The organism is Xanthomonas sp. MUS 060, from assembly GCF_000963215.1.
In the GTDB taxonomy this organism is placed as follows: domain Bacteria; phylum Pseudomonadota; class Gammaproteobacteria; order Xanthomonadales; family Xanthomonadaceae; genus Xanthomonas_A.
This window is the reverse complement of record NZ_JZIM01000001.1, coordinates 66276-88852: the sequence shown is the minus strand read 5'-3', so window position 1 is coordinate 88852 and position 22577 is coordinate 66276. Positions and strand designations below refer to the sequence as shown.

The 22577-nt window shown below is 59.7% G+C and carries 20 protein-coding genes and 1 pseudogene; 14 read left to right on the top strand and 7 right to left on the bottom strand.

Annotated features, from left to right (window positions below; all coding sequences use genetic code 11):
* Positions 1-60 precede the first annotated feature (60 nt).
* The gene (locus tag XANALMUS060_RS00325; RefSeq protein WP_235430286.1) at positions 61-1107 is read right to left on the bottom strand and encodes a putative sulfate exporter family transporter; all 1047 of its coding nucleotides are present in this window, start codon (positions 1105-1107) and stop codon (positions 61-63) included.
* A 335-nt stretch (positions 1108-1442) separates the two neighbouring features.
* On the opposite strand from XANALMUS060_RS00325, the pseudogene XANALMUS060_RS21695 reads away from it, so the two are divergent.
* The 10 genes and pseudogenes from XANALMUS060_RS21695 to XANALMUS060_RS00295 form a co-directional block, all read left to right on the top strand.
* Positions 1443-1664: pseudogene (locus tag XANALMUS060_RS21695) on the top strand (IS30 family transposase); the annotation flags it as partial.
* Between the two features lie 171 nt (positions 1665-1835).
* Complete coding sequence (locus XANALMUS060_RS19415; RefSeq protein ID WP_152640339.1) at positions 1836-2267, top strand: hypothetical protein; 432 nt, start codon at positions 1836-1838, stop codon at positions 2265-2267.
* Positions 2268-2497: 230 nt separating this feature from the next.
* Positions 2498-2776, top strand: coding sequence for a hypothetical protein (locus XANALMUS060_RS00320; RefSeq protein ID WP_045736674.1), 279 nt, complete (start codon positions 2498-2500; stop codon positions 2774-2776).
* 44 nt (positions 2777-2820) lie between these two features.
* Positions 2821-4017, top strand: coding sequence for an HlyD family efflux transporter periplasmic adaptor subunit (locus tag XANALMUS060_RS00315; RefSeq protein ID WP_235430315.1), 1197 nt, complete (start codon positions 2821-2823; stop codon positions 4015-4017).
* 128 nt (positions 4018-4145) lie between these two features.
* Entirely contained in the window at positions 4146-4382 is a 237-nt protein-coding gene (locus XANALMUS060_RS19410) for a hypothetical protein (RefSeq protein WP_152640338.1), read from the top strand.
* A 51-nt stretch (positions 4383-4433) separates the two neighbouring features.
* Positions 4434-4901, top strand: a complete 468-nt coding sequence (locus XANALMUS060_RS00310) for a hypothetical protein (RefSeq protein ID WP_152640337.1) — start codon at positions 4434-4436, stop codon at positions 4899-4901.
* Between the two features lie 662 nt (positions 4902-5563).
* The gene (locus tag XANALMUS060_RS00305; protein ID WP_235430284.1) at positions 5564-6448 is read left to right on the top strand and encodes a rhomboid family intramembrane serine protease; all 885 of its coding nucleotides are present in this window, start codon (positions 5564-5566) and stop codon (positions 6446-6448) included.
* Positions 6417-6863, top strand: coding sequence for a rhomboid family intramembrane serine protease (locus tag XANALMUS060_RS18060; RefSeq protein ID WP_082064747.1), 447 nt, complete (start codon positions 6417-6419; stop codon positions 6861-6863). Before XANALMUS060_RS00305 ends, XANALMUS060_RS18060 begins: the two co-directional genes overlap by 32 nt.
* Positions 6864-6866: 3 nt before the next feature.
* On the top strand, positions 6867-8981 hold the full coding sequence (locus XANALMUS060_RS00300) for a peptidase domain-containing ABC transporter (RefSeq protein ID WP_045736671.1): 2115 nt from the start codon (positions 6867-6869) through the stop codon (positions 8979-8981).
* A gap of 473 nt (positions 8982-9454) precedes the next feature.
* A complete protein-coding gene (locus XANALMUS060_RS00295; RefSeq protein ID WP_045737041.1) occupies positions 9455-10192 on the top strand; it encodes an IS5 family transposase in 738 nt (245 codons plus the stop codon).
* A 611-nt stretch (positions 10193-10803) separates the two neighbouring features.
* On the opposite strand, the gene XANALMUS060_RS00290 is transcribed toward XANALMUS060_RS00295, so the two are convergent.
* The 3 genes from XANALMUS060_RS00290 to XANALMUS060_RS00280 form a co-directional block, all read right to left on the bottom strand.
* Positions 10804-11385 (bottom strand): LON peptidase substrate-binding domain-containing protein, encoded by a 582-nt coding sequence (locus tag XANALMUS060_RS00290; protein WP_255352336.1) that lies wholly within the window; start codon positions 11383-11385, stop codon positions 10804-10806.
* Positions 11386-11413: 28 nt separating this feature from the next.
* The gene (gene mpl / locus XANALMUS060_RS00285) at positions 11414-12790 is read right to left on the bottom strand and encodes a UDP-N-acetylmuramate:L-alanyl-gamma-D-glutamyl-meso-diaminopimelate ligase (RefSeq protein ID WP_045736670.1); all 1377 of its coding nucleotides are present in this window, start codon (positions 12788-12790) and stop codon (positions 11414-11416) included.
* A 254-nt stretch (positions 12791-13044) separates the two neighbouring features.
* A complete protein-coding gene (locus XANALMUS060_RS00280) occupies positions 13045-13608 on the bottom strand; it encodes an adenylate kinase (protein WP_045736669.1) in 564 nt (187 codons plus the stop codon).
* A gap of 139 nt (positions 13609-13747) precedes the next feature.
* On the opposite strand from XANALMUS060_RS00280, the gene XANALMUS060_RS00275 reads away from it, so the two are divergent.
* On the top strand, positions 13748-15004 hold the full coding sequence (locus XANALMUS060_RS00275) for a 6-phosphofructokinase (protein ID WP_045736668.1): 1257 nt from the start codon (positions 13748-13750) through the stop codon (positions 15002-15004).
* A 149-nt stretch (positions 15005-15153) separates the two neighbouring features.
* On the opposite strand, the gene XANALMUS060_RS00270 is transcribed toward XANALMUS060_RS00275, so the two are convergent.
* Positions 15154-15687, bottom strand: coding sequence for a hypothetical protein (locus XANALMUS060_RS00270; RefSeq protein ID WP_045736667.1), 534 nt, complete (start codon positions 15685-15687; stop codon positions 15154-15156).
* A 254-nt stretch (positions 15688-15941) separates the two neighbouring features.
* Between XANALMUS060_RS00270 and XANALMUS060_RS00265 the strand changes: the two genes are divergently transcribed.
* Entirely contained in the window at positions 15942-17969 is a 2028-nt protein-coding gene (locus tag XANALMUS060_RS00265; RefSeq protein WP_045736666.1) for a sodium-translocating pyrophosphatase, read from the top strand.
* 39 nt (positions 17970-18008) lie between these two features.
* On the opposite strand, the gene XANALMUS060_RS00260 is transcribed toward XANALMUS060_RS00265, so the two are convergent.
* Entirely contained in the window at positions 18009-18512 is a 504-nt protein-coding gene (locus tag XANALMUS060_RS00260) for a hypothetical protein (protein ID WP_045736665.1), read from the bottom strand.
* Between the two features lie 198 nt (positions 18513-18710).
* Here XANALMUS060_RS00260 and ppa point away from each other — a divergent pair, with 198 nt between their 5' ends.
* Together ppa and XANALMUS060_RS00250 are read left to right on the top strand one after the other, a co-directional pair.
* A complete protein-coding gene (gene ppa / locus XANALMUS060_RS00255) occupies positions 18711-19244 on the top strand; it encodes an inorganic diphosphatase (protein ID WP_045736664.1) in 534 nt (177 codons plus the stop codon).
* A 152-nt stretch (positions 19245-19396) separates the two neighbouring features.
* The gene (locus XANALMUS060_RS00250; protein WP_235430314.1) at positions 19397-20518 is read left to right on the top strand and encodes an HDOD domain-containing protein; all 1122 of its coding nucleotides are present in this window, start codon (positions 19397-19399) and stop codon (positions 20516-20518) included.
* A 116-nt stretch (positions 20519-20634) separates the two neighbouring features.
* Here the strand turns inward: XANALMUS060_RS00250 and thiC are convergent, their stop codons facing one another.
* On the bottom strand, positions 20635-22512 hold the full coding sequence (gene thiC / locus XANALMUS060_RS00245; RefSeq protein ID WP_045736662.1) for a phosphomethylpyrimidine synthase ThiC: 1878 nt from the start codon (positions 22510-22512) through the stop codon (positions 20635-20637).
* Between the last annotated feature and the right edge of the window lie 65 nt (positions 22513-22577).

Here is a 22577-nt window from a genome sequence, read left to right as displayed (position 1 = left end):
CCCTGGCGGCGATGCCATGCGCCGGAATGTACTTGCGAGACAACGAATATGCGTTCGCGGTCAGGGCAGCCAGCGCAACAGCAGCACGCTGATACTCGCCAGCGCCAACAACGACAACGCCCCAGCCGCAAGCACTCGACCGCCGGAGGCCAACATCGCCCGCAGGTTTACCGACAACCCCAAGGCCGCCATTGCCAGCAAGGTCAGCAGAGAAGAGCCCGATTGCGCCACGTCCACCAACAACGCCGGCAGCAGTCCGCACGCACGTAATCCCATCATGCCGATAAAACCGAACACGAACCACGGCACCAGGGCATGGAGCGGTCTGCGCTGCGTCTGTCGGCGGCCACTGAGTACACCCAGCAACAGCAGCACCGGCCCCAGCATCACCACCCGCATCAACTTGACCAGCGTACCGACCTGAGCGCTGACGGCACCGACCGGCAGGGTCGCCGCCAGTACCTGCGGCACCGCATACACGGTCATGCCGGCCAGGATGCCGTAGTGGTGCTGATCCAGATCCAGCAACGGCACCGTCAGCGGCAGCACCAGCACCACCACGATGCCGAGTGCCGCGGTGAATGCGATCGAAGCGGCCACGTCCTGCGAATCGGCATCGATGACCGGCGCGGCCGCCACGATCGCCGAATTACCGCAGATCGCGTTGCCGCAGGCCACCAACGTCGCCAGGCGCGACGGCAGGCCAAACGCGCGGCCGATGCCGTAGCCGATCCCGATGGCCAACAGTACGACGACGGCAATCGTGAGCAATAACCAGCCGCCAGCCGCACCGATGGCGGCAAGGCCGACGGTGGCCCCGAGCAGCACGATGGCCAGTTCCAGCGGCAATTTGGCGGCGAAAGCGATTCCGTCATGAACGCACGATGGCAGCGTGCATGCGGTACGCAGCAACGTGCCGAGCACGATCGCAAACACCAGCGCATCGATCCACCGCCGCCCCAACCACTGCAATTGCGCCCACTCGACCAACCACGCCAACAGCGCAATGACCACCGCCAACGTGACTCCTGGCAGCAACCTTCTGACGTTCCATCCCATCGTGTACATCGTGCCGCTCTCCTCGGAATGACGACAGGATGTGCCCATGTACCCTTCTGATCTATCGGATAATTTTGCACATTTTATCCGTAGACTCAATTTCCAAGCGCAACACCCAGCAATCACGTCGGGTGTTGGCATTGGGAATGCAATACCACCATTTGAGTTGCGAAGAACACGCGTTGCTGCAGATCGAACTCGGCAACGGTGCGAACATCCGCTCCATCGCGCGCCGACTCTGACTCTGACGAGGTGCATCTACGTTATCGTGTGACGTGACACGACAGAACGCCTCTGTGCGCACCGCCAGTCTCGCGGCCAAGCGCTATCGGCAGCGTCGCCGCGCCTGCGTTTTAAGCACATACTTGCTGAGGGTAATGCGCCATGCACCTTGGCAACGCGGGAGCGATGAGAATATCAACGAAATACTGCGTCAATTCATGCCCAAGGGAGCGGACATTTCCAAGGCAAGCCAGGAATATCTCAATAATGTCGCTGACCTGATGAACACTCGACCACGCCAGAAGTCCGTCTGGAAGACACTAAATCAGACTCAGGAAGAAGAGATCGCTCAATTCAACTTACGTGTTGCGCTTGCAAGTTAAGAATACCCTAAGAACTATACTTGGCGCAGCAGAAAGCGCAGAGTAAGGGGCAATCTTCGGCGCAGGCATCGGTGAAGTCATTGGTACTGCAATCGTAATAATTACAGGAAATTTTAATTTTTTCAAACGCCGCAGCCCCCCAAAAAAAACCAGTCATCTTGAGGAAAATTCATGAATAAAATAAAAAGCATGAGCTGGCGCATACAGAGCGCCGACCGTTATAAAATGGCTTTCTATATCAGCCTGTTACTTGTTGGAATTACGACACTGCTGTTCCTTCCTGAACATAGCAGCTTCCGCGGGGCATCTATCGGTTACTGCATCGGACTAATCGTGCATCTTCGCATAACCTGGATTTCCCGCACCCAAATTGGGCCAGAATCATTAAATCACACGAAAGAGACTATTTACAAACTTGGATATTCTCAAGCCAAGCATGATATCTGGGTTCCACGGCTACATAGATTACTTAGATTTGATGCTCAAAATATCATTTTCAAAGAAACCAAATCCGGGGTAATGGTGACTGGACCCGCTTACATGTTGAAGAAAATTGCAAAATCAATAAACGACATAGCACCAGAAATTAGTCAAAATGATTAATCGCCCAAAGCGACAGCGACTTAGCCTCTCAAATACTTAGAGCTCCCCGATACCTACTGGCATCACTGCTCGACATGAAAATTCAAAACGTGAGATTCGACACACTCTTGTTTCTTGACACCTGCAAATTTAATGTTTATTAATGATTGCGAAGGGGCAAATGTTGGTCCGCTAAGACGCCCAACTCCCTCCAAAACTACTCTTAGCCGTTTCGAAGGATCGAGCGTCGCATGTTTGAATCCATCTCCACGCTATTGCTTGACGGCCTTCTCTTGGCCATGCCGATCATCGGCATCGTCCGGCTTCGTGGCGTCCGGCTCAATTGGGTGACGCTGGCTGCCATCCTCGCGGCGATGCTCAGCACACGCGGCATCCAGGCAGCCACCGTGCTACCGCAGCAGGCGTTACCGATCTTGGAGGCGGCGTTGATCGGCACATTCACCCTGCTCGAGATGATGGTGTCCGCACACCACACGGCCCGCAACACCGATCAAGGAAACACCCCATGACCCTGTTCCGCCAGGAAGTGCTGTAAGCACGCCGGAACAGTTGGCTGGGCGGCATCTCCTTGGCGCAGCCCGTGCGGGTATGGGTACTTGCCAGCGCCGCCGTCATCGTGGCGGCATCCGTCGTGGTCTTCTTGTCCATGGGCACCTACGCCCACCGCTCAACGGTGACCGGGCAACTGGTGCCGATCAAGGGCCTGGCCACGGTGATGGCGCCGGCCACCGGCGTCGTGAGCCGACTGGAGGTCAGCGAAGGGCAACGGGTCAAGGCCGGGCAGATGCTCGGCGTGGTCACGGTTCCGCGCGCGACCCTGGGCAGCGGCGACACGGAAGCGGCACTGCAACACCAATTGCGTCAGCGCGGCGAAGGCTTGAAATCGTCCGAGCAAGCGCAGTTGCAGCAATTGGATGCGCAAGAGCAGGGCCTGCGTGCGCAGTTGGCCAATCTGCGCCAGGAATTGGTGCAGGTGGACGCAGAAATCGCCACCCGTCGCAACCAGATCGCCCTTTCCAATGAGGTGCTGCAACGCTGGCGCCAATTGCAAGACAACAAATACGTCAGCGTGCTGCAAATCAAGCAACAGGAATCCAGTGCGCTGGAATACACCAGCCAGATGCAGGCCTTGCAGCGGCAGGCGACAGAGATGCGACGCAACGCGGCGCAGATCGAACAACAACTGCGTGTGTTGCCGGGGCAGCGCGGGGGCGTGCAAGCCGATTATCGACGGGATGCGGCGGTGGTGGAACAGGAACAGGTGCAAACCCAGGTCAGTGGCGCGTTAGTGGTGACGGCGCCCGTGGCAGGCGTGGTGGCCACACAGATGGCAAAACCAGGGCAAGCGATCCAACTCGGGCAGCCACTACTAAGCGTGGTGCCGGGCGATGGACGCCTGGAAGCCGAATTACTGGTCCCCAGCCGGGCCATCGGCTTTATCGCTCCCGGGGATACCGTGCTGCTGCGCTATCAAGCCTTCCCGTATCAGAAGTTTGGTCACCAGCAAGGCCGCCTGAGCCGGATCAGCCGCAGTGCGCTGAGTTCGAGTGAGTTGGGTGCGTTGATCGGCAATGTCCAGCAGGGGGAGCCGTATTACCGCGTCACCGTTGCGCTGGGGCGGCAAAGTGTCATGGCCTACGGCAAGCCCGAAATGCTCAAGCCGGGGATGCTGTTGCAGGCCGACATCATCGGCGAGCGGAGAAAGTTGATCGAATGGGTGTTTGAGCCGTTGTTGTCGCTTGGCAGATGATTGGTTTCGAAATGAGAATTTTCTCAGGAGAATTGCGATTCAAAACTGAATTCACCGATTAATTTTTTGGGAAAAACCCAAAATCCCGTGACGGAGGGGTGCTGCGTCGACTTAACAAGGATATTACAATGCGTGAATTGACTGCTGTGGAAATGATGGAAGTGAGCGGCGGATTCGATCCCGTCGATGCTGCAGTAGGCGCTGCCTCTTCATCATTGGGTCGCAGTGCTGCAACAGCTATAATTGGCGGTTTTCTTGAAGGACTTGAAGTCGGAAGCGTTGCCGGTCCAATCGCAATGATTGGTGGCGCAGCAGTGGGAGCCGGCATCGGAGTAATATGGTATTATACTACACCGGCATCTTAACCAGTAGCAGTGGTCCTCCAATGCGAGGGCCACTTAAAAATGGAGGAAATAATGGCTCCAATTAAAGATTTCCGCTGGGAATTAAGCCTTAAAAGAAGATTTATCCCCTTTCAGTCGATCAGTCAAGTAGCAAGCTTTTTTTTCTATCTTTTCTTCGCTGAAATACTTGTTTTTGCCCTAATAGAAATCCTCCCTGGAGATATTGAGGACAAGATATTCATAATGGCCCCATCCATTTTCCTATCTTTTTTCCCACTTTACGAAGTCATCCCCAAAAGCTTTATTGTCGAAGGAATGAGCGCCAATGAACTCTGCCATAAAGTTCAAGGGAAATTGGATAAGCTTGGATACAAAAAGTGCGAGGAACAGGCTGGATTTATATACCTCAGCAAACTCCCCAAGATTATATCATGGAAAGAAAATTCAGTGAAATTAATCGACGTAAAAGATGGCTGCAAAGTTATCATACCAAAATTAATCTCCAAGAAAGTCCATGATTTTTGCGCAGAATTAGCTTGAATTTTAATGCATGAAATTCAATTTCGAAAATTGAACTTTGACAACATAACTTTTAGGTATGTTGCCATCCAAGGTACGCACACATGGTTAGACTTGGCTGACATCGTAATGGCGATTGGGGAGCAATTTCCACGCGCCATTTCAGGAATCCAAGAATGAACAATATTCTTCCGCTCTTAGCTGCACTATTCGTATGCTTACTGACGACGATAGCTTCCGCACTCCTTCATGAAAACCTCATCATTCGTTGCCTCGTTATTTTTGTTGGCGTTATATTTTCATTATTAATATATAAAAAAATTTCTGGAAATCCGCCCCATAGTAAACCTTAAAATTTAATGGTTATAGAACAAAATGCATGATTTGATTTTTCATCTCAACCTCGTCGGCACACGATCTTTGTCGGATATCGCCTGGATGCCTTATAGAGCCAGGCTAAATCGAATAGTTCGGTTTTTTCTTAATCAGATTAATTGACTACAAGTTCAATAGCGCAGTTCCACGCATTGGAAATATGCATCATGCATTGGAATTCAGACGAGAGTTTTCCCCGTGCACCAGACAGATGGTCAGCATGGCGACCACCTTGGGGACGTCGATTAGAGGGTGAATCCGCAGTACGACGCGCGACCTGGCAATGGCATCCATTCGACCCGATCATCGTGTCGATCCCGGGCGAAAAGTCGATGCTACCCCCTGTTTGCTTTGCACGCATGGCACCTCAAATTCAAAAAAGAATGCTCTCCCAATTCCTTGTATTATTTTCCCTGATGTCATGCATGGCACTAGGCTTCGCCATTGCAAGCTTCAAAACCGATGGCACTTATTTCATCAAAGCAAGCGCAGCAATCACGTTATTCGCAATATTCTTAATCTCTCAATATCTACTTATTTTCCGAAAATTATCGAGCCTGCGCGAATACTCTCGATTCTCCGCATGGTGTTATTTACAGGCGAGCAAGCAAATACTTTCAATCGCCGTCATGATGATAGCGATCGGTGGAATTCAGCTCTACCTTCAGACGCGCACCGGTAGCCTCTTCAATCTGATAGAGCAGTACGGGCTTGTTTTCCAAGATGCGCCGCACCAACCATGGCGCTATCTCAGCGGGCCTTTCCTGCATTCCGGTGTTGCACACTGGGCCGCTAACTTTTCTTTACTCATGGTTGCAGCCGGGCTTTCTTTCTCGCTTGGCCGGGCGCTGGTTATCTGGATACTTTTCTTATCCGGAGTATTATTGCCCGCATTTTTGTTGACATTCCTCCCACATTGGGTCGGCTCGGATGCGTTCCTTGGCATCTCCGGCGGAGTATTTGCATTATATGGATGGATTGTCGGCATCTCGCTACGCAATCGTCAGATATTCCCGCCTGCCCTCTGGTGGATGTTTGCATATTTCGCATTGGCAACGATGTTGGCTTCCTCATTGCTCTCTCCTCGCACGAGTTGGTTTGCGCATGCATCGGGTTGGCTGTTGGGGCTTGTGATTGGCTTATTGGAGATAGGGTTCAAGCATGAGCTTCCGTGTTGCACACTGGGCCGCTAACTTTTCTTTACTCATGGTTGCAGCCGGGCTTTCTTTCTCGCTTGGCCGGGCGCTGGTTATCTGGATACTTTTCTTATCCGGAGTATTATTGCCCGCATTTTTGTTGACATTCCTCCCACATTGGGTCGGCTCGGATGCGTTCCTTGGCATCTCCGGCGGAGTATTTGCATTATATGGATGGATTGTCGGCATCTCGCTACGCAATCGTCAGATATTCCCGCCTGCCCTCTGGTGGATGTTTGCATATTTCGCATTGGCAACGATGTTGGCTTCCTCATTGCTCTCTCCTCGCACGAGTTGGTTTGCGCATGCATCGGGTTGGCTGTTGGGGCTTGTGATTGGCTTATTGGAGATAGGGTTCAAGCATGAGCTTAAAAAACCAATACTGGCATCTTCAGAAACTGGAGCGATCTGAGCGATGAAAGCGATTGTACAAGCAGAAGCAAGCGAATGCGGGCTGGCTTCATTGGCGATGGTGGCGTCGGCGCATGGCATGCAACTCGGCCTGCCGGAATTACGCCGACGCTTCCACTTGTCGCTCAAGGGCATCAAGCTCAACCAGTTGATCGAGATTGCCCAGACGCTGGGCTTCTCCACTCGCCCACTACGGCTGGAGATGGAACAACTGGATCAACTCGCCCTGCCTTGCGTCCTGCACTGGGATCTCAACCACTTCGTGGTACTTGCTAAGGTTGGAAAAACCAAAGCGACGATCCTCGACCCGGCCATCGGTGAGCGTAGGTTATCGCTCCAAGAGGTGTCCCAGCACTTTACCGGCGTGGCGCTGGAACTGACGCCAACTGCCGAGTTCAAGCAGCACAAGGCAGCCCCTTCCATTTCCGCGCGCCAACTCACCGGCCCCATCCGTGGGCTGTGGAGTGCGCTGTCGCAGATCGCGCTGTTGTCGATGGCGTTGCAGGTCTTCGTCATCCTGGCGCCGTTCTACACGCAATGGGTGGTGGACCAAGTGCTGGTGTCGGCGGACCGCGATTTACTCGTGGTGCTGGGGCTGGGTTTCGGATTGGCGCTGCTGCTGCAAGTCGGCATTGGCCTGTTGCGTGGTTGGTCGGTGGTGTATCTCTCCTCCAGACTCGGATTGCAGTGGATGGGCAACGTGTTCGCGCACCTGCTCAAGTTGCCGCTGGATTTTTTCGAAAAACGGCACCTGGGCGATGTCACTTCACGCATGTCTTCGGTGCAGACCATTCAACACACGCTCACCACCAGCTTCGTCGAAGCGATGATCGATGGGGTGATGGCGATGGTGACGCTGGTGCTGATGCTGGTTTATAGCTGGAAGCTGGCATTGGTGACGCTGCTGGCGGTCGCGTTTTATCTTGGTATCCGCGCCATTGCCTATCGGCCCATGCGCGACCGCACCGAACAACAATTGGTGGCCGCGGCCAAGCAACAGACGCATCTGCTGGAATCGCTGCGTGGCATGCAAAGTTTGAAAGTGGCCGGTGAAGAATCAATGCGTCGTTCCACTTACGAGAATTTGCTCAACGACACGGTCAATCAGGACGTGAAACTGGCCCGCATGTCGCTGGGCTTCAGCACAGCCAGCCAGTTGGTGTTCGGCCTGGAGCGCATCGCGGTGATCTGGATCGGCGCGCGGTTGGCGCTGGACAACGTGTTTTCGGTCGGCATGTTGGTTGCCTACCTGGCCTACAAGGATCAGTTCGCCACGCGCGTGAGTGGATTGATCGATAAATGGATCGAGTTCCGCATGCTGCGTCTGCATGGCGAGCGGCTGGCCGATATCGTGTTGACTCCTCCGGAGGAGCATCACGCACAACCGCACGCACTACCACCCGCCGAGCCACGCATCGAGGTGGAAGGATTGTCGTTTCGCTACGCCGACGGCGAGCCGTGGGTGGTCAAGGACTGCTGTTTCACCATTACGCCGGGAGAATCGGTGGCCATCATTGGCGGGTCTGGTTGCGGCAAGACAACGCTGGTGAAGCTGTTGCTAGGGTTACTCACGCCCAGCGCGGGGACGATCCGTATTGGTGGGCACGACCTGCACAAGCTCGGCCCACGCACAGTCCGCAGCATGGTCGGCGCGGTGATGCAGGACGACCAATTGTTCGCGGGCAGCATCGCCGACAATATCCGTTTCTTCCAACCGGATTCGGATCAAGACAGGATCGAGGCGGCGGCGCGCCTAGCGGCTGTGCATGAGGACATCGTGGCGATGCCGATGGGCTATCACAGTCTGATAGGCGACATGGGAAGCTCATTGTCGGGCGGTCAGAAGCAGCGGTTGATCCTGGCGCGCGCACTGTATCGGCAGCCGAAGCTGCTGTTCCTCGACGAGGCCACCAGCCATCTGGATGTCACCCGCGAGCGCTTGGTGAACGAGGCGGTGAAGCACTTGCAACTGACCAAGGTGATCGTGGCGCACCGCCCTGAAACCATTGCCAGTGCTGACCGCGTCCTGCTGATGGAGCATGGACGGATCGTGCAAGAATTAAGGCCGCAGCAATCGCCTGAGATGTCACGTTTTGAAGATCAGGTCTTCAGTGCTTGAGTAAAGGTAGCAATAGTGGAATGTTCGATTTCCGAGCGTGCCCACTGCATTGCAGTGTTTTGGATTTTATTGAAACATGGAATTGATATGTATAAATTAAAAAATATTCAATACAGCCTTTGCTTGGTCAGTTTAGCCATTTTAATGACCTCCACGAAATCGAGTGACTGGTGCAAATTTTACGCAATATTAGCATTGCCACCATTTTAATGACCTCCACGAAATCGAGTGACTGGTGCAAATTTTACGCAATATTAGCATTGCCAGTAGTAACAATATGGTTTTTATGCTCGAAGTTTTCCAAGAAAATTCAATGGAAGAACTAGTATTCCCTGAAAAACCGCGCATCCACACCAACACTAAGCCTTTTGTGCAGCACAAGGCATGTCTGAATTGCCAGTTTCTGTTAGGGAATGCCTGAACAACTCTCCCTGATCCTGCGACAATCGCATCGAGGCAACGGGACAATCACGATGCAACTTTCCTTCGGCGACGCGGAGTACAACGGCAAGCGCAAGCGGACGCGGCGCGAGATGTTCCTGGCGCAGATGGATCAGGTGGTGCCGTGGAAGGGTCTGCTGGCGCTGATCGAGCCGCATTCTCCGAAGTCGGGGCAGCCGGTGCGTCAGCCGTATCCGATGGAGACGATGCTGCGCATCCACTTTTTCTTGAAGGACGGCGAGCGCGATCCGGACATGCGCCAGACCAAGAAGGGCAACCAGTACTTCTTCGGGATGAAGGCGCACATTGGGGTGGACGATGAGTCGGGCCTGGTCCACCACGTGGAATGCACGGCGGCCAACGCAGCGGACATCACGCAGGCGCACAAGCTCCTGCACGGCAAGCAGGACACGGTGTGCGGGGACAGTGGCTATACCGGGCTGGACAAGCGCGAAGAGATGAAAGGTAAGCGCAAGTTGCGCTACCTGATCGCCGAGAAGCCCTCGAAGCTGAAGCAGATCACGAGCAAACGCGAATTGAAGTTGGCCAAGCGGTGGGAGCACACCAAGGCCAGCCTGCGCGCGAAGGTGGAACATCCGTTCCGGGTGATCAAGCGTCAGTTTGGTTACGTCAAGGTGCGCTATCGCGGCCTGGCGAAAAACACCGCACAGGTATTGACGCTGTTTGCACTGTCGAACCTGTGGCTCAAGCGCAAACAGTTAATGCCTGTTGCGGGAAAGGTGTGCCTGTCACCCAGGCAATACGCCTGAAATACGCCGGAAACGGCGAAAAACCGAGGATCTGAGCGTGCTCAGCTCAGTCGATGTGGCTTGCTTCATCTTCAGGCCGCGTTGATCAAACCTTCCCTAACCGGGACAACCACAAACCGGCTGGTGGCTCGACGACACGGCCCACACGCAGGTGCCGATATTGCCTGCAGCGCTGGATACTCGGGTGGAATCGCTATGCGCTTACCGTGCCCCGGCAAGCGCGCAGGCGAACCCCGCGTGCAACAGGAAAACTGCGGCTTAGGCTCGGCAGCGCACAGTGCCTGCGGCCATGGCCGGAAGACTCACGCAACCGCTGACAGAAAGTATTGAAAGTAGTAAAGAGCGTGTCATACGAAGTCCTCGATCATGGATGAAAACGCGATGCAGGCGTCCGATCATCCGTTGCGCTGGGCCAGTGTCGGCCACCGCCGCAATACGGAAGGAGGCAACCAATCATCATCCACACAGGGAGCGCGGCGCGCCCGAGCTATGCCGTCGCCCGCCGACCTTCGTGCTCATGGCACGCGGCGCATGGCTAGCTTATGTGCCACCCTCAGAATTACTGGTGCCGAACCCTGCGCGAGAATCGGCACGCCGCCATGAATCGCTACTCACGGAATCCAGGACAGCAATTGCTCCAGCCGCACATGCGGATCGTCTTGCTGCAACAGCAACAGGCGTTGCCGTTCGTCAATCGGCAGCAGTTCGGCCAGACGCCAGCCGACCCAGGCGGCCTGATCGAGCAGGCGCGCACCGGGCACCGGATACACCGCAGCCGCCTGGTCCAACAGACTCTCCAGCAGCGTCGCCAGCAACGCATGCTGCGGACGCAGTTCGTCGTCGTGATCCGGTTCGCACCACGCCACATCGCCAATCACCAGGCCGTTGTCGCGGGTCCAGTGACGCGCTACATGAAAGCGCCGCGCGCCGCGCAGACTCAACAGCAGCACGCCATCGGGGCCGACATCGAAATCGACGATGCGCGCCTCGGTGCCGAACTCAGCAGGTAACGCTGCGGCACCAGTCTCACTGCCATGGAGGATCAAGCAAACACCGAAACCGCTGTCTTGACGGCCACACTCGCGGACCAAGTCGAGATAACGCGGTTCGAACACGCGCAGCTTCATCCAGGCGCCCGGTAGCAGCGCCTTATGCAGCATGAACAGCGGCAGTGTCGTTCGCTCCGCGCTCACTCGCACACTCCGCTGCGTTCAAACAGGATCATTGAAGCGCCGACAGAAAGCGCCGCGGCGCGCCATCGAAACCACCGTTGGACATGAACACCACATGGTCGCCCGCGCGCGCCTGCGCCTGCAGGACAACCAGCAACGCGTCCACGTCGGCGGCGACACACGCCTGACCGCGCACTGCGGCGATCACCTTGGCAGCGTCCCAGGCCAGTTCTGGACGCTGCAGGAACACCACCGCATCGGCCACCTCCAGCGACGGCGCCAGCGCGTCGGCATGCGCGCCCAAGCGCATCGAATTACTGCGCGGCTCCATCGCCACCACGATACGCGCCGCACCGACCCTGGCACGCAATCCTTCCAAAGTGGTGCGGATCGCGGTGGGATGATGGGCGAAATCGTCGTACACGGTGATGCCCTGCGCCTGACCAAGCACTTCCAGCCGCCGCTTGACACTACGAAAACGCGCCAACGCGGGTATTACCTGCGCAGGAGCCACGCCAACCGCATGCGCCGCCGCCAAAGCCGCCAGCGCGTTCATCACGTTGTGGCGACCGAGCAAAGACCATTCGACCACGCCCAATGGCTGGCCTGCATGCAGCACCGCAAAACGGCTGCCATCGGCGGCAAGTAGACGCGCGCTCCAATCGAATTCCGGATCCAAGCCAAAGCGCTCCACTGGTGTCCAGCAGCCCATCGCCAGCACCTCGCGTAGATGCGCGTCCTCGCCGTTGACGATCAGACGGCCACGGCGCGGCACCGTGCGCACCAGGTGGTGGAACTGACGCTGGATCGCGGCGACATCGGGAAAGATATCGGCGTGATCGTATTCAAGGTTGTTGAGGATCGCCACCAGCGGCCGGTAGTGCACGAACTTGCTGCGCTTGTCGAAGAAGGCGGTGTCGTATTCGTCGGCCTCGACCACGAACAACGGCCGCTGCGGGGCCGCGACACGGCCGCCCAGGCGCGCCGACACGCCGAAATCCTCGGCCACTCCGCCGATCAGGAACCCCGGCTCGCGACCGGCTGCCTGCAGTAACCAGGTCAGGATGCTGGTGGTGGTGGTCTTGCCATGGGTGCCCGCCACTGCCAGCGTATCGCGCCCGGGCAAGACCTGCTCGCTCAGCCACTGCGCCCCGGACATGTAAGCGCGCCCAGCATCGAGCACCGCCTCCACGGCGGGGTTGCCGCGCGAGAGCGCATTGCCGACGATCACCTGCGCGCAGTCGGCATCGATGTGCTCCGGCAGGTAGCCCTGCTTCAAGGCGATACCCAATTGCTCCAACTGCGTGGACATCGGCGGATAGATCGCCTGGTCGCTGCCCTCGACCACATGGCCGAGTTCCCGCGCAAGCGCGGCGACACCGCCCATGAACGTACCGGCGATGCCGAGAATATGGATCTTGCTCATGGACCGATTGTCGCCGATCCCCCGACCCACGCAAACTGGCAAATCGTCTGAGGCGGTGGCGACTGCACAGTGGCAGCATGCGGATGCGCCATGCACAAGCGAACAGGCTCAGCAGGCGCTCGCATTATCCAGCCACACTGCACGCGACGCGACCCGATACGACGATCTAGCGCGGCAGCGGCCGGCACGGCAGCCCGCGAGGTTGCCGGCGGACGGGCATCGAGCGCGTCCGCAGACGTCACTGCGCTGGTGCCTCAGCGGCCGATCGCGGCCAGAATGCGGGCGAGGACCTCGTCCAGCGAGCCCACACCATCCACGCGCGCGAGCTTGCCGCGCTTATCGTAGAAGCCGATCACCGGCGCCGTCGAATCGTTGTACACCTGCAATCGTTTGCGCACCGACGCGGGATTATCGTCCTCGCGGCCCTCGGCCTTGGCGCGGCCAGCGATGCGTTCCACCAGCAGATCGGTGGCGACGTCCAGCTGCACCACCGCGCCCAGCGGTTGGCCGAGTCTGGCCAGCAATTCATCCAGCGCGCCCGCCTGGGCCAGATTGCGCGGATAACCATCGAGGATGAAGCCGTTGCGCACATCCTCGCGACTCAGGCGCGATGCCAGCATGCCCAGCAGAATATCGTCGGAGACCAGGTCGCCGCGCGCCATGACTTCTTTGGCTTGCACGCCCAGCGGCGTGCCGGCGGCCACTTCCGCGCGCAGCAGATCACCGGTGGAAATGTGCGGAATCTGCAGTGTGTCCTTCAGGCGGGCCGCCTGCGTGCCCTTGCCCGATCCGGGCGGTCCCAATAGAACCAATCGCATCAACCTGACTCCTCAAGGAAATTACCGTGCATGACCGGCAGCGTTAGACTCGCAGGCCAACGCTGCGCCGCAAGCCTCCCAGCTTACCGCATCCGGGCAATGTCCCGACAATGTCCCCACCCAGGAGCGACCCTCGACCATGGCCCAAGGCACCCTGCTCTACGCCCAATCCGGCGGCGTCACCGCCGTCATCAACGCCAGCGCCGCCGCCGTGATCGGCGAGGCGCGGGCGCGCAAGGTCAAGGTACTGGCCGCGCGCAACGGCATTCTCGGCGCACTGCGCGAAGACCTGATCGACACCTCCAAGGAATCGGCGGCGGCGATTCGCGCGTTGACACACACCCCCGGCGGCGCCTTCGGCTCGTGCCGCTACAAGCTCAAATCGCTGGAAGCCGATCAGGCCAAGTACGCGCGCCTGCTGCAGGTGCTGCAGGCACACGATGTCCGCTACTTCCTGTACAACGGCGGCAACGATTCGGCCGATACCGCGTGGAAGGTCGCGCAACTGGCACAGGCCTTCGGCTATCGCCTGCATTGCATCGGGGTGCCCAAGACCATCGACAACGACTTGGCGCTAACCGACACCTGCCCAGGTTTCGGCTCGGCGGCCAAATACACTGCGGTGGCGGTGCGGGAAGCCGCGCTGGACGTTGCCGCCATGGCGGCAACGTCGACCAAAGTCTTTGTCTACGAGGCCATGGGCCGGCACGCCGGCTGGCTCGCCGCCGCCGCCGGACTGGCCGCGCAATCGCCGGAGGATGCGCCGCAGATCATCCTGTTCCCCGAGCGTGCCTACGACGAAGCAGCCTTCCTGGCACAGGTACGCAAGGTGGTGGACCAGGTCGGTTGGTGCGTGGTGGTCGCCAGCGAAGGCATTCGAACCGCAGACGGGCGCTTCGTCGCCGATGCGGGCGGCGGTACCGACGCGTTCGGGCACAGCCAGCTCGGCGGCGTGGCGGCGTACCTCGCCGGCAAGGTCAAGGCCGAACTCGGCTACAAGGTGCACTGGGCCCTGCCCGACTACCTGCAACGCTCGGCGCGCCATATCGCCTCGCGCACCGATTGGGAGCAGGCGCAAGCGGTTGGCAAGGCGGCCGTGCAATTCGCCCTGCAAGGCATGAACGCGGTGATGCCGGTGATCGTGCGCAGCAGCCAGACGCCTTACCGCTGGAAGATCGAGGCCGCGCCGCTACGCAAGATCGCCAATCATGAGAAGAAAATGCCGGCCTCGTTCCTGCGCAAGGACGGTTTCGGCATCACCGAGAAAGCGCGCCGCTATCTACAACCACTGATCCATGGCGAGGCGTCGCTGCCCTATGGCAACGATGGCATGCCCAAGTACGTGACACTGAAGAACGTGGCGGTGAAGAAAAAACTACCGCTCTGGGAAGGATGACGCCAAGTCCGATGCCATCGGGCACGCACAGACGAACCATCCACCATCCATAGGCTGACGAGGCCAGCCCACCAGCAGTGCCGCCCAGCGCAGGCGGCATCTGCTGGAGCAAGACGTCGGTGCGGAGCACCTGCATCAAACCAACCCACTCAGTGGCATGCACTGCCTTCCAGGGTCATTTGCGCGGTGAACTCCGGTATCTGCGCAATTTTGCCGGCGTCCGCCTGCTGCTTGGCCTCTTGCAGGTAGATCCGCGACTGGCCCTGGCCATCGCGCTCGGTGTTCAGCGCGACCGGCTTGCGCCAGACCCGCACCACCGCCTGCTGCGTGGGACAAGCCGCACTGGGGACGCGGATCAGATCGTTGAACTTCCAGCCGGTCGCTTCGCTGGGCTTGGCCTGGTCGAACTCCACCAGCTTGGCGCGCGGCTGGCAGGTGGGGCTGCTGCGCACTGCCGAAAAGCGATACGGCTGTGCGGCATCGCCGGTGTATTGGCCTTCGAAACGCGCACAGGCCTCGGGAATCTGCCGGATCGTGTGCACTACGCCCACGGCTTGCGGCGCGCCGACGGAGCGCTGCAATTCCGGAGTGGGGTCGGCAGCGAGCGCACTCAGGGGCGCCAATAGGCACAGGCTCAAGGCCAGCGTCGATCCGCATGTGCGCAGGGAAAGCATGGATTGCATCGAATTGTTCCTCGGAAGCGATGCGCCACGCTGCCATGCGTCAACTGAACCCAATGCCAAAATGCCACGTCCCGGCGGGTTGCTGGCGGCCTAGCGGGGCCAGGCGCATACTCGGGATGCTCAAGCCAGGTCGGGATGACCAGCCGCGCCAGCGGCACCTTACGACTGCGGAATCGTTACATGTTGACGTTCCTGCGGTGGGTTCCCACAGCATGTCCAGCGCTTGGGCGTCATCCACATCCTTGGGAGGGGTCATGTTGGAACGATATGCGGTGACCGTGGCATTGGTGTGCGCAGGTCTGGCGATCCTTTATGGCATCGTATCCACGCGCTGGATCCTGGCACAACCCGCCGGCAACGAACGCATGCGGCAAATCGCCGATGCAATCCAGGAAGGCGCACGCGCCTACCTCAACCGTCAGTACCTGACCATCGCCATCGCCGGTGGAATCTTGTTGGTTCTGGTCGGGGTGTTCCTGAGTTGGTACACCGCTGGTGGCTTCGCCATCGGCGCGGTGCTGTCTGGGGTCGCCGGCTACATCGGCATGAACCTGTCGGTGCGCGCGAACGTGCGCACCGCCGAAGCGGCACGGCGCGGACTAGGCCCGGCGATGAACGTCGCATTCCGCGGCGGTGCGATCACCGGCATGCTGGTGGTGGGGCTTGGATTGATCGGCGTGGCCGGCTATTACGGCACGCTGCAATGGCTTGGACATGGCGTCGCCGACAGCCTGCATGCTCTGGTCGGGCTGGCCTTCGGCAGTTCGCTGATTTCGATCTTCGCGCGCCTGGGCGGCGGCATTTTCACCAAGGGCGCTGACGTCGGCGCGGACCTGGTGGGCAAGGTCGAGGCCGGAATTCCCGAGGACGACCCACGCAACCCCGCGGTGATCGCCGATAACGTCGGCGACAATGTCGGCGACTGCGCCGGCATGGCCGCGGACCTGTTCGAAACCTACGCCGTCACGCTCATCGCGACGATGCTCCTGGGCGGTCTGATGGCAGTGGAGGCAGGACGCAACGCCGTGCTGTATCCGCTGGTCCTCGGCGGTGTGTCGATCGTGGCGTCGATCGTCGGCACCTTTTTCGTGCGTGTGCGCCCGGGCGGCTCGATCATGGGCGCGCTGTACAAGGGCGTGGTGGTGTCGGCGGTGCTGGCCGCACTGGCGTTCTGGCCAGTGACCCAGCAATTGATGGGCGATACCGTGGCCGGCGTCGGCAAACTCTATGGCTGCGCCTTGATCGGGCTGGCACTGACCGGCCTGATCGTGTGGATCACCGAGTACTACACCGGCACCCAATACGCGCCAGTGCAACACGTGGCCGCGGCCAGCACCACCGGCCACGGCACCAACATCATCGCTGGCCTCGGCATTTCGATGAAATCCACCGCATTGCCGGTGATCGCGGTGTGCGTGGCGATCTGGGCGGCGTTCGCGCTGTCGGGCCTGTACGGCATCGCCATCGCCGCAACCGCGATGTTGTCGATGGCGGGCATGATCGTGGCCCTGGACGCCTACGGCCCGATCACCGACAACGCCGGCGGCATCGCCGAGATGGCCGAGTTGCCGCCAGAGGTGCGTGCCGTCACCGATCCACTGGATGCGGTCGGCAACACCACCAAGGCGGTGACCAAGGGCTATGCGATCGGTTCGGCGGCGCTGGCCGCGCTGGTGCTGTTCGCCGACTACACGCACAACCTGCGCGCCGCGCATCCCGGCGAGGATTTCGCCTTCGACCTGTCCGACCACACCGTGATCATCGGCCTGCTGATCGGCGGGCTGATCCCCTACCTGTTCGGCGCGATGGCGATGGAGGCGGTGGGCCGTGCGGCAGGCGCGGTGGTGGTGGAAGTGCGGCGCCAGTTCCGCGAGATCGCCGGCATCATGCAAGGCACCGGGAAGCCGCAGTACGACCGCGCGGTGGACATGCTGACCCGTTCGGCGATCCGCGAGATGATCGTGCCGTCGCTGTTGCCGGTCGCGGTGCCGATCGTGGTCGGACTGCTGCTGGGACCCCGCGCGCTCGGCGGACTGCTGATCGGCACCATCGTCACCGGCTTGTTCGTGGCGATCTCGATGACCACCGGCGGCGGCGCCTGGGACAACGCCAAGAAGTACATCGAGGACGGCCACTTCGGCGGCAAGGGCAGCGAGGCGCACAAGGCTGCGGTCACTGGCGACACTGTCGGCGACCCGTACAAGGACACCGCCGGCCCGGCGATCAACCCGCTGATCAAGATCATCAACATCGTCGCACTGCTGCTGGTACCACTGTTGTAGAAGGCCTCACCATGATCGGCCGCAGCCAACATGCGTCGGTTATGGCGACAGGCAGTCCATCAAACCATCGTTGATGCTGCGCCGCTGATGCGGCAACGGCGCCAGCAACGGCCGCTGGCCTGCCAGCGCCTTGTACAACGCCGCCAGACGGGTCTGCGGCAGCAGGGGCGTGGTGCATTGCCACAGCCGCGCATCGACCAGCACCCGACCGGTGTCCGGGTCGATGCTGGCCTCGCTGGCGCCGAAAGTCCACACGCATTGCCCGATCACCCCATCGTGCTGACGCACCGAGCAGCGGTAGCGCAACGGCCGGTAGGCGCTGTAATCGCCCGCGCAAAAAGTGTCACCGCACAACCGCTCGAAATCGTGGGCCAATCGCTGCTCCAGATCAGCGAATGCCTCCCCGCCCTCGCCCGGGCCGGGATAGTCCATCGCGTCCACGTAAACCGGTTGCACCTGTGCCGCATTGCAAGCCCGCGCACCAGCACAGACCAGCACCGGCACCGCCAGCAGCAGCCCTAACAAATACCGAACTGCGTTCATCGCCTTGTTCCGATAAGGAGGGGACAGACAGCGTGCCGACCGCACGGTGCTAGCGCCATCGGACTATCCCGCATCGGCTCGGGGCCGCAATCCGAACAGAGTGTGGGAATCTCCCCAGGCCCAGGGACTCTGCATTGCAACAATCAAGCGACTAGAATGCGGGTCCTTTTCAAGAAGCCACTCTACTGGAGCTCACCCATGGGTCTGGAACTGGTCAACTCCGGCAAGAACCTGCCGGAAGAAATCAACGTCGTCATCGAAATCCCTAAGGACTCGGAACCGGTCAAGTACGAAGTGGACAAGGCCAGCGGCGCCATCTTCGTCGACCGTATCCTGTCCACGCCGATGCGCTATCCGTGCAACTACGGCTACGTCCCCAACACCCTGTGCGGCGACGGCGACCCGGCCGACGTGCTGGTGGTACTGCCGTTACCGCTGGTGCCCGGCTGCGTGGTGCGCTGCCGCCCGGTCGGCGTGCTGAAGATGAGCGACGAGGCCGGCAGCGACGAGAAACTCCTGGCTGTGCCGGTGGCCAAAGTGTTCCAGGGCTATGCCCATATCGAGGACATCTCTCAGGTATCGGGCCACTGGATGGAACGCATCGGCCACTTCTTCGAACACTACAAGGACCTGGAAAAAGGCAAGTGGGTCAAGCTGGATGGCTGGGGCAACGCCGCGGAAGCCAAGGATATCCTGCGCGCTGCCGTCGCTCGCTTCGACGCTAACGCCTAAGCAGAGGTCGCGGCTGGATCGTCAGGTTCCGCCGCGACCAATGCCATTTCACGTTTTGCCATCGCCGACAAAGAAGTGCCGGAGAGTTTTGGAGTAAATTAGGCAACGGAATGATCGCACCGGTCGGGGACGATCCGGTTTTTTCGGGGTAAATTCACTTGCGCATCCTATTCGTCGGCGACGAAGCGAGCCTTCCGGCTGAAATCACGGAATACCTCCGCGATCTTGACGAGGGTTGGCAAGTCCAGAGCGCGGCGGATGGCAATACCGCCATCGCGGTGGCCGCCACCGTGCAATTTGACGCGGTGATCGCCGCGCCGACGCTACCGGACCTGACCACCGCCACCCTGCTCGGCCAGATCCGCACGCTGAGCCCGGAAACCATCCGCATCGCGCTGATTGAAGCCGAACAGAGCAATCGCGCGCCGCCAGCACGGATCATCGGCGTGGCGCACCGTTTCCTGCCACTGCCGCTATCGCCGGAGCTACTGCTGGAGGCGATCACCAACCTCGAAGAGCTGCGAGAGCTGCTCGGCAATAAGCGACTACGCACCAGCATTGGCCGTATCGATAAGCTGCCGACACCCCCACATCTGTACCTGAGCCTGATGAGCGCACTGGAACAGGACGAAGGCAGCGATGCCGCCGTTCTCTCCAAGTTGGTCTCGGGCGATCCCGCCATCGCGGCCAAGGTCCTGCAATTATGCAATTCGGCCTTCTTCTCCAACGGCCGTACCATCTCCGATCTGCGTACTGCCGTTACTCGGCTGGGTATCGCCACCCTGCGCGATTTGATACTGGCCAGCGAGGTATTCTCGGTACAGACGCTCTCCAACGCCGATCGCAACGCGCTGCAACAACGCTCGCTGCTCGCATCCAAATTGGCGTCGAAGATGCTGCCGGCATCCAGCGCCGAACTCGGCTCGACTGCGGCATTGCTGGCCGACATCGGCATGCTGCTGCCGGGCATCCGCGACGAGTACAAACCACTCGTGGATGCGGACGACATGCGTCCAGGCCATACCGAGGCTGGCGCCTACCTGCTAGGTCTGTGGGGCCTGCCGATGCCGATCATCGAAGCGGTGGCGTTCCACCGCCAGCCACAGCGCTCCAGTACTCGCAGCTTCTGGATCACCGGCGCGGTCCACGTGGCGATGGCGCTGGCCAGCGGCACGGAGGTAGACGAGGACTACCTCGCCAAGACCGGCGTCCTCAATAAGCTACCGAGCTGGCAGGAGCATGCGGAAAACCTGATGGGAATGGACTCGGCATAACACCCCGGCAGTCGTGGATCGCACCACGCACGCCAACGTATAAGCGACTCGTCATCGACACCGGTCTGGTCGACACGCCGACCAGACCTCACTGCCCGCCGCGCGTCGGTCACGCACTACTCGGCCTGATATACCTGTGCCCCGGCGGCACGGAACTGCGCTGACTTTTCCTCCATACCCGCCTGCAGCGCCGCCTGCGCATCGACACCATGTTCGGCGGCGTAATCGCGCACATCCTGGGTGATCTTCATGGAGCAGAAATGTGGCCCGCACATCGAACAAAAATGCGCCAGCTTGTGCGCATCCTTGGGCAATGTCTCATCGTGGAATTCACGCGCCTTCTCCGGATCCAGCCCAAGGTGGAACTGATCGTCCCAGCGGAACTCGAAGCGCGCCTTGGACAAGGCGTTATCGCGCACCTGCGCGCCAGGGTGCCCCTTGGCGAGATCGGCGGCATGCGCGGCGATCTTGTAGGCCATGATGCCATCGCGCACGTCCTGACGATTAGGCAAGCCGAGGTGTTCCTTCGGCGTCACATAGCACAGCATCGCCGTGCCGAACCAACCGATCATCGCCGCGCCGATCGCGGAGGTGATGTGGTCGTAACCGGGCGCGATATCGGTAGTCAACGGACCCAGCGTGTAGAACGGCGCTTCGCCGCATTCGCGCAACTGCTTGTCCATGTTCTGCTTGATCAGCTGCATCGGCACATGGCCGGGGCCTTCGATCATGGTCTGCACGTCGTGCTTCCAGGCGATTTTTGTCAGTTCGCCCAACGTCTCTAGTTCGCCGAACTGCGCCGCGTCGTTGGCGTCGGCGATACATCCCGGACGCAGACCGTCGCCGAGCGAGAATGCCACGTCGTAGGCTTTCATGATGTCGCAGATTTCCTCGAAGTGGGTATAGAGGAAATTCTCGCGATGATGCGCCAGACACCATTTGGCCATGATCGAACCGCCACGCGAAACGATGCCAGTGACGCGCTTGGCGGTCAGCGGCACGTAGCGCAACAACACACCCGCATGAATGGTGAAATAATCGACACCCTGTTCGGCCTGTTCGATCAACGTATCGCGGAAGATCTCCCAGGTCAGCTCCTCGGCGCGGCCATCGACTTTCTCCAGCGCCTGATAGATTGGCACCGTGCCGATCGGCACCGGCGAATTGCGCACGATCCACTCGCGGGTCTCGTGGATGTGCTTACCCGTGGACAGGTCCATCACCGTGTCCCCGCCCCAGCGAATCGCCCAGACCAATTTTTCCACTTCCTCGGCGATGCCGGAGCTGACCGCGCTGTTGCCGATGTTGGCATTGATCTTGGTCAGGAAGTTGCGACCGATAATCATCGGCTCGCTTTCCGGATGGTTGATATTGCACGGCAGAATGGCGCGACCGCGGGCGATTTCGTCACGCACGAACTCGGGGGTGATGACCGCAGGGATACCCGCACCGAATGCCTCGCCGGGATGTTGCACACGCAGTTGCGCATCGCGCACCGATTCCAGCCGCTGGTTCTCGCGGATCGCGACGAACTCCATCTCGGGAGTGACGATGCCGCGCCGCGCGTAGTGCATCTGGGTGACGTTGGCACCGCCCAGCGCACGCCGTGGCAGATGCCGCGCGGGGAAGCGCACGGCCTGCAGGCGGGCGTCACCCTCGCGCTCGCGACCGAAGTGGGAACTGAGCCCGGCCAAGCCAACGGTATCGCCGCGCTCGGCGATCCAGCCCGCGCGCAGCGGCGCCAGACCCGCGCCGAGGTCGATTCGCGCCTGCGGGTCGGTGTAGGGGCCGGAGGTGTCGTAGACGGTCACCGGTGCGTTCTCCTCGCCGCCGAACACGGTGGGGGTGCGGGTCAGTACGATCTCGCGCATCGGCACCTGCAGGTCCGCACGCGAACCCTGTACGAAAATCTTGTGCGAACCGGGGATGGGGCGGGTGACTGCGGCGGACAGGGTATCGGTCTGCTGCTGCAGCGGATTGGGCATGGCGTTCATCGGCATTCGTCCTGGTTCGGGTGACCCGCGACGGGCGCGGAACGGGCGCGAGCGAACTCGCATCT

Bases quoted from the DNA above. Each gene is read 5' to 3' on its own strand.
- XANALMUS060_RS00325 (WP_235430286.1), bottom strand. From the start codon at position 1,107: ATGGGCACATCCTGTCGTCATTCCGAGGAGAGCGGCACGATGTACACG.
- XANALMUS060_RS19415 (WP_152640339.1), top strand. From the start codon at position 1,836: ATGAATAAAATAAAAAGCATGAGCTGGCGCATACAGAGCGCCGACCGT.
- XANALMUS060_RS00320 (WP_045736674.1), top strand. From the start codon at position 2,498: ATGTTTGAATCCATCTCCACGCTATTGCTTGACGGCCTTCTCTTGGCC.
- XANALMUS060_RS19410 (WP_152640338.1), top strand. From the start codon at position 4,146: ATGCGTGAATTGACTGCTGTGGAAATGATGGAAGTGAGCGGCGGATTC.
- XANALMUS060_RS00310 (WP_152640337.1), top strand. From the start codon at position 4,434: ATGGCTCCAATTAAAGATTTCCGCTGGGAATTAAGCCTTAAAAGAAGA.
- XANALMUS060_RS18060 (WP_082064747.1), top strand. From the start codon at position 6,417: ATGAGCTTCCGTGTTGCACACTGGGCCGCTAACTTTTCTTTACTCATG.
- XANALMUS060_RS00300 (WP_045736671.1), top strand. From the start codon at position 6,867: ATGAAAGCGATTGTACAAGCAGAAGCAAGCGAATGCGGGCTGGCTTCA.
- XANALMUS060_RS00295 (WP_045737041.1), top strand. From the start codon at position 9,455: ATGCAACTTTCCTTCGGCGACGCGGAGTACAACGGCAAGCGCAAGCGG.
- mpl (WP_045736670.1), bottom strand. From the start codon at position 12,790: ATGAGCAAGATCCATATTCTCGGCATCGCCGGTACGTTCATGGGCGGT.
- XANALMUS060_RS00280 (WP_045736669.1), bottom strand. From the start codon at position 13,608: ATGCGATTGGTTCTATTGGGACCGCCCGGATCGGGCAAGGGCACGCAG.
- XANALMUS060_RS00275 (WP_045736668.1), top strand. From the start codon at position 13,748: ATGGCCCAAGGCACCCTGCTCTACGCCCAATCCGGCGGCGTCACCGCC.
- XANALMUS060_RS00270 (WP_045736667.1), bottom strand. From the start codon at position 15,687: ATGCAATCCATGCTTTCCCTGCGCACATGCGGATCGACGCTGGCCTTG.
- XANALMUS060_RS00265 (WP_045736666.1), top strand. From the start codon at position 15,942: ATGTTGGAACGATATGCGGTGACCGTGGCATTGGTGTGCGCAGGTCTG.
- XANALMUS060_RS00260 (WP_045736665.1), bottom strand. From the start codon at position 18,512: ATGAACGCAGTTCGGTATTTGTTAGGGCTGCTGCTGGCGGTGCCGGTG.
- ppa (WP_045736664.1), top strand. From the start codon at position 18,711: ATGGGTCTGGAACTGGTCAACTCCGGCAAGAACCTGCCGGAAGAAATC.
- thiC (WP_045736662.1), bottom strand. From the start codon at position 22,512: ATGAACGCCATGCCCAATCCGCTGCAGCAGCAGACCGATACCCTGTCC.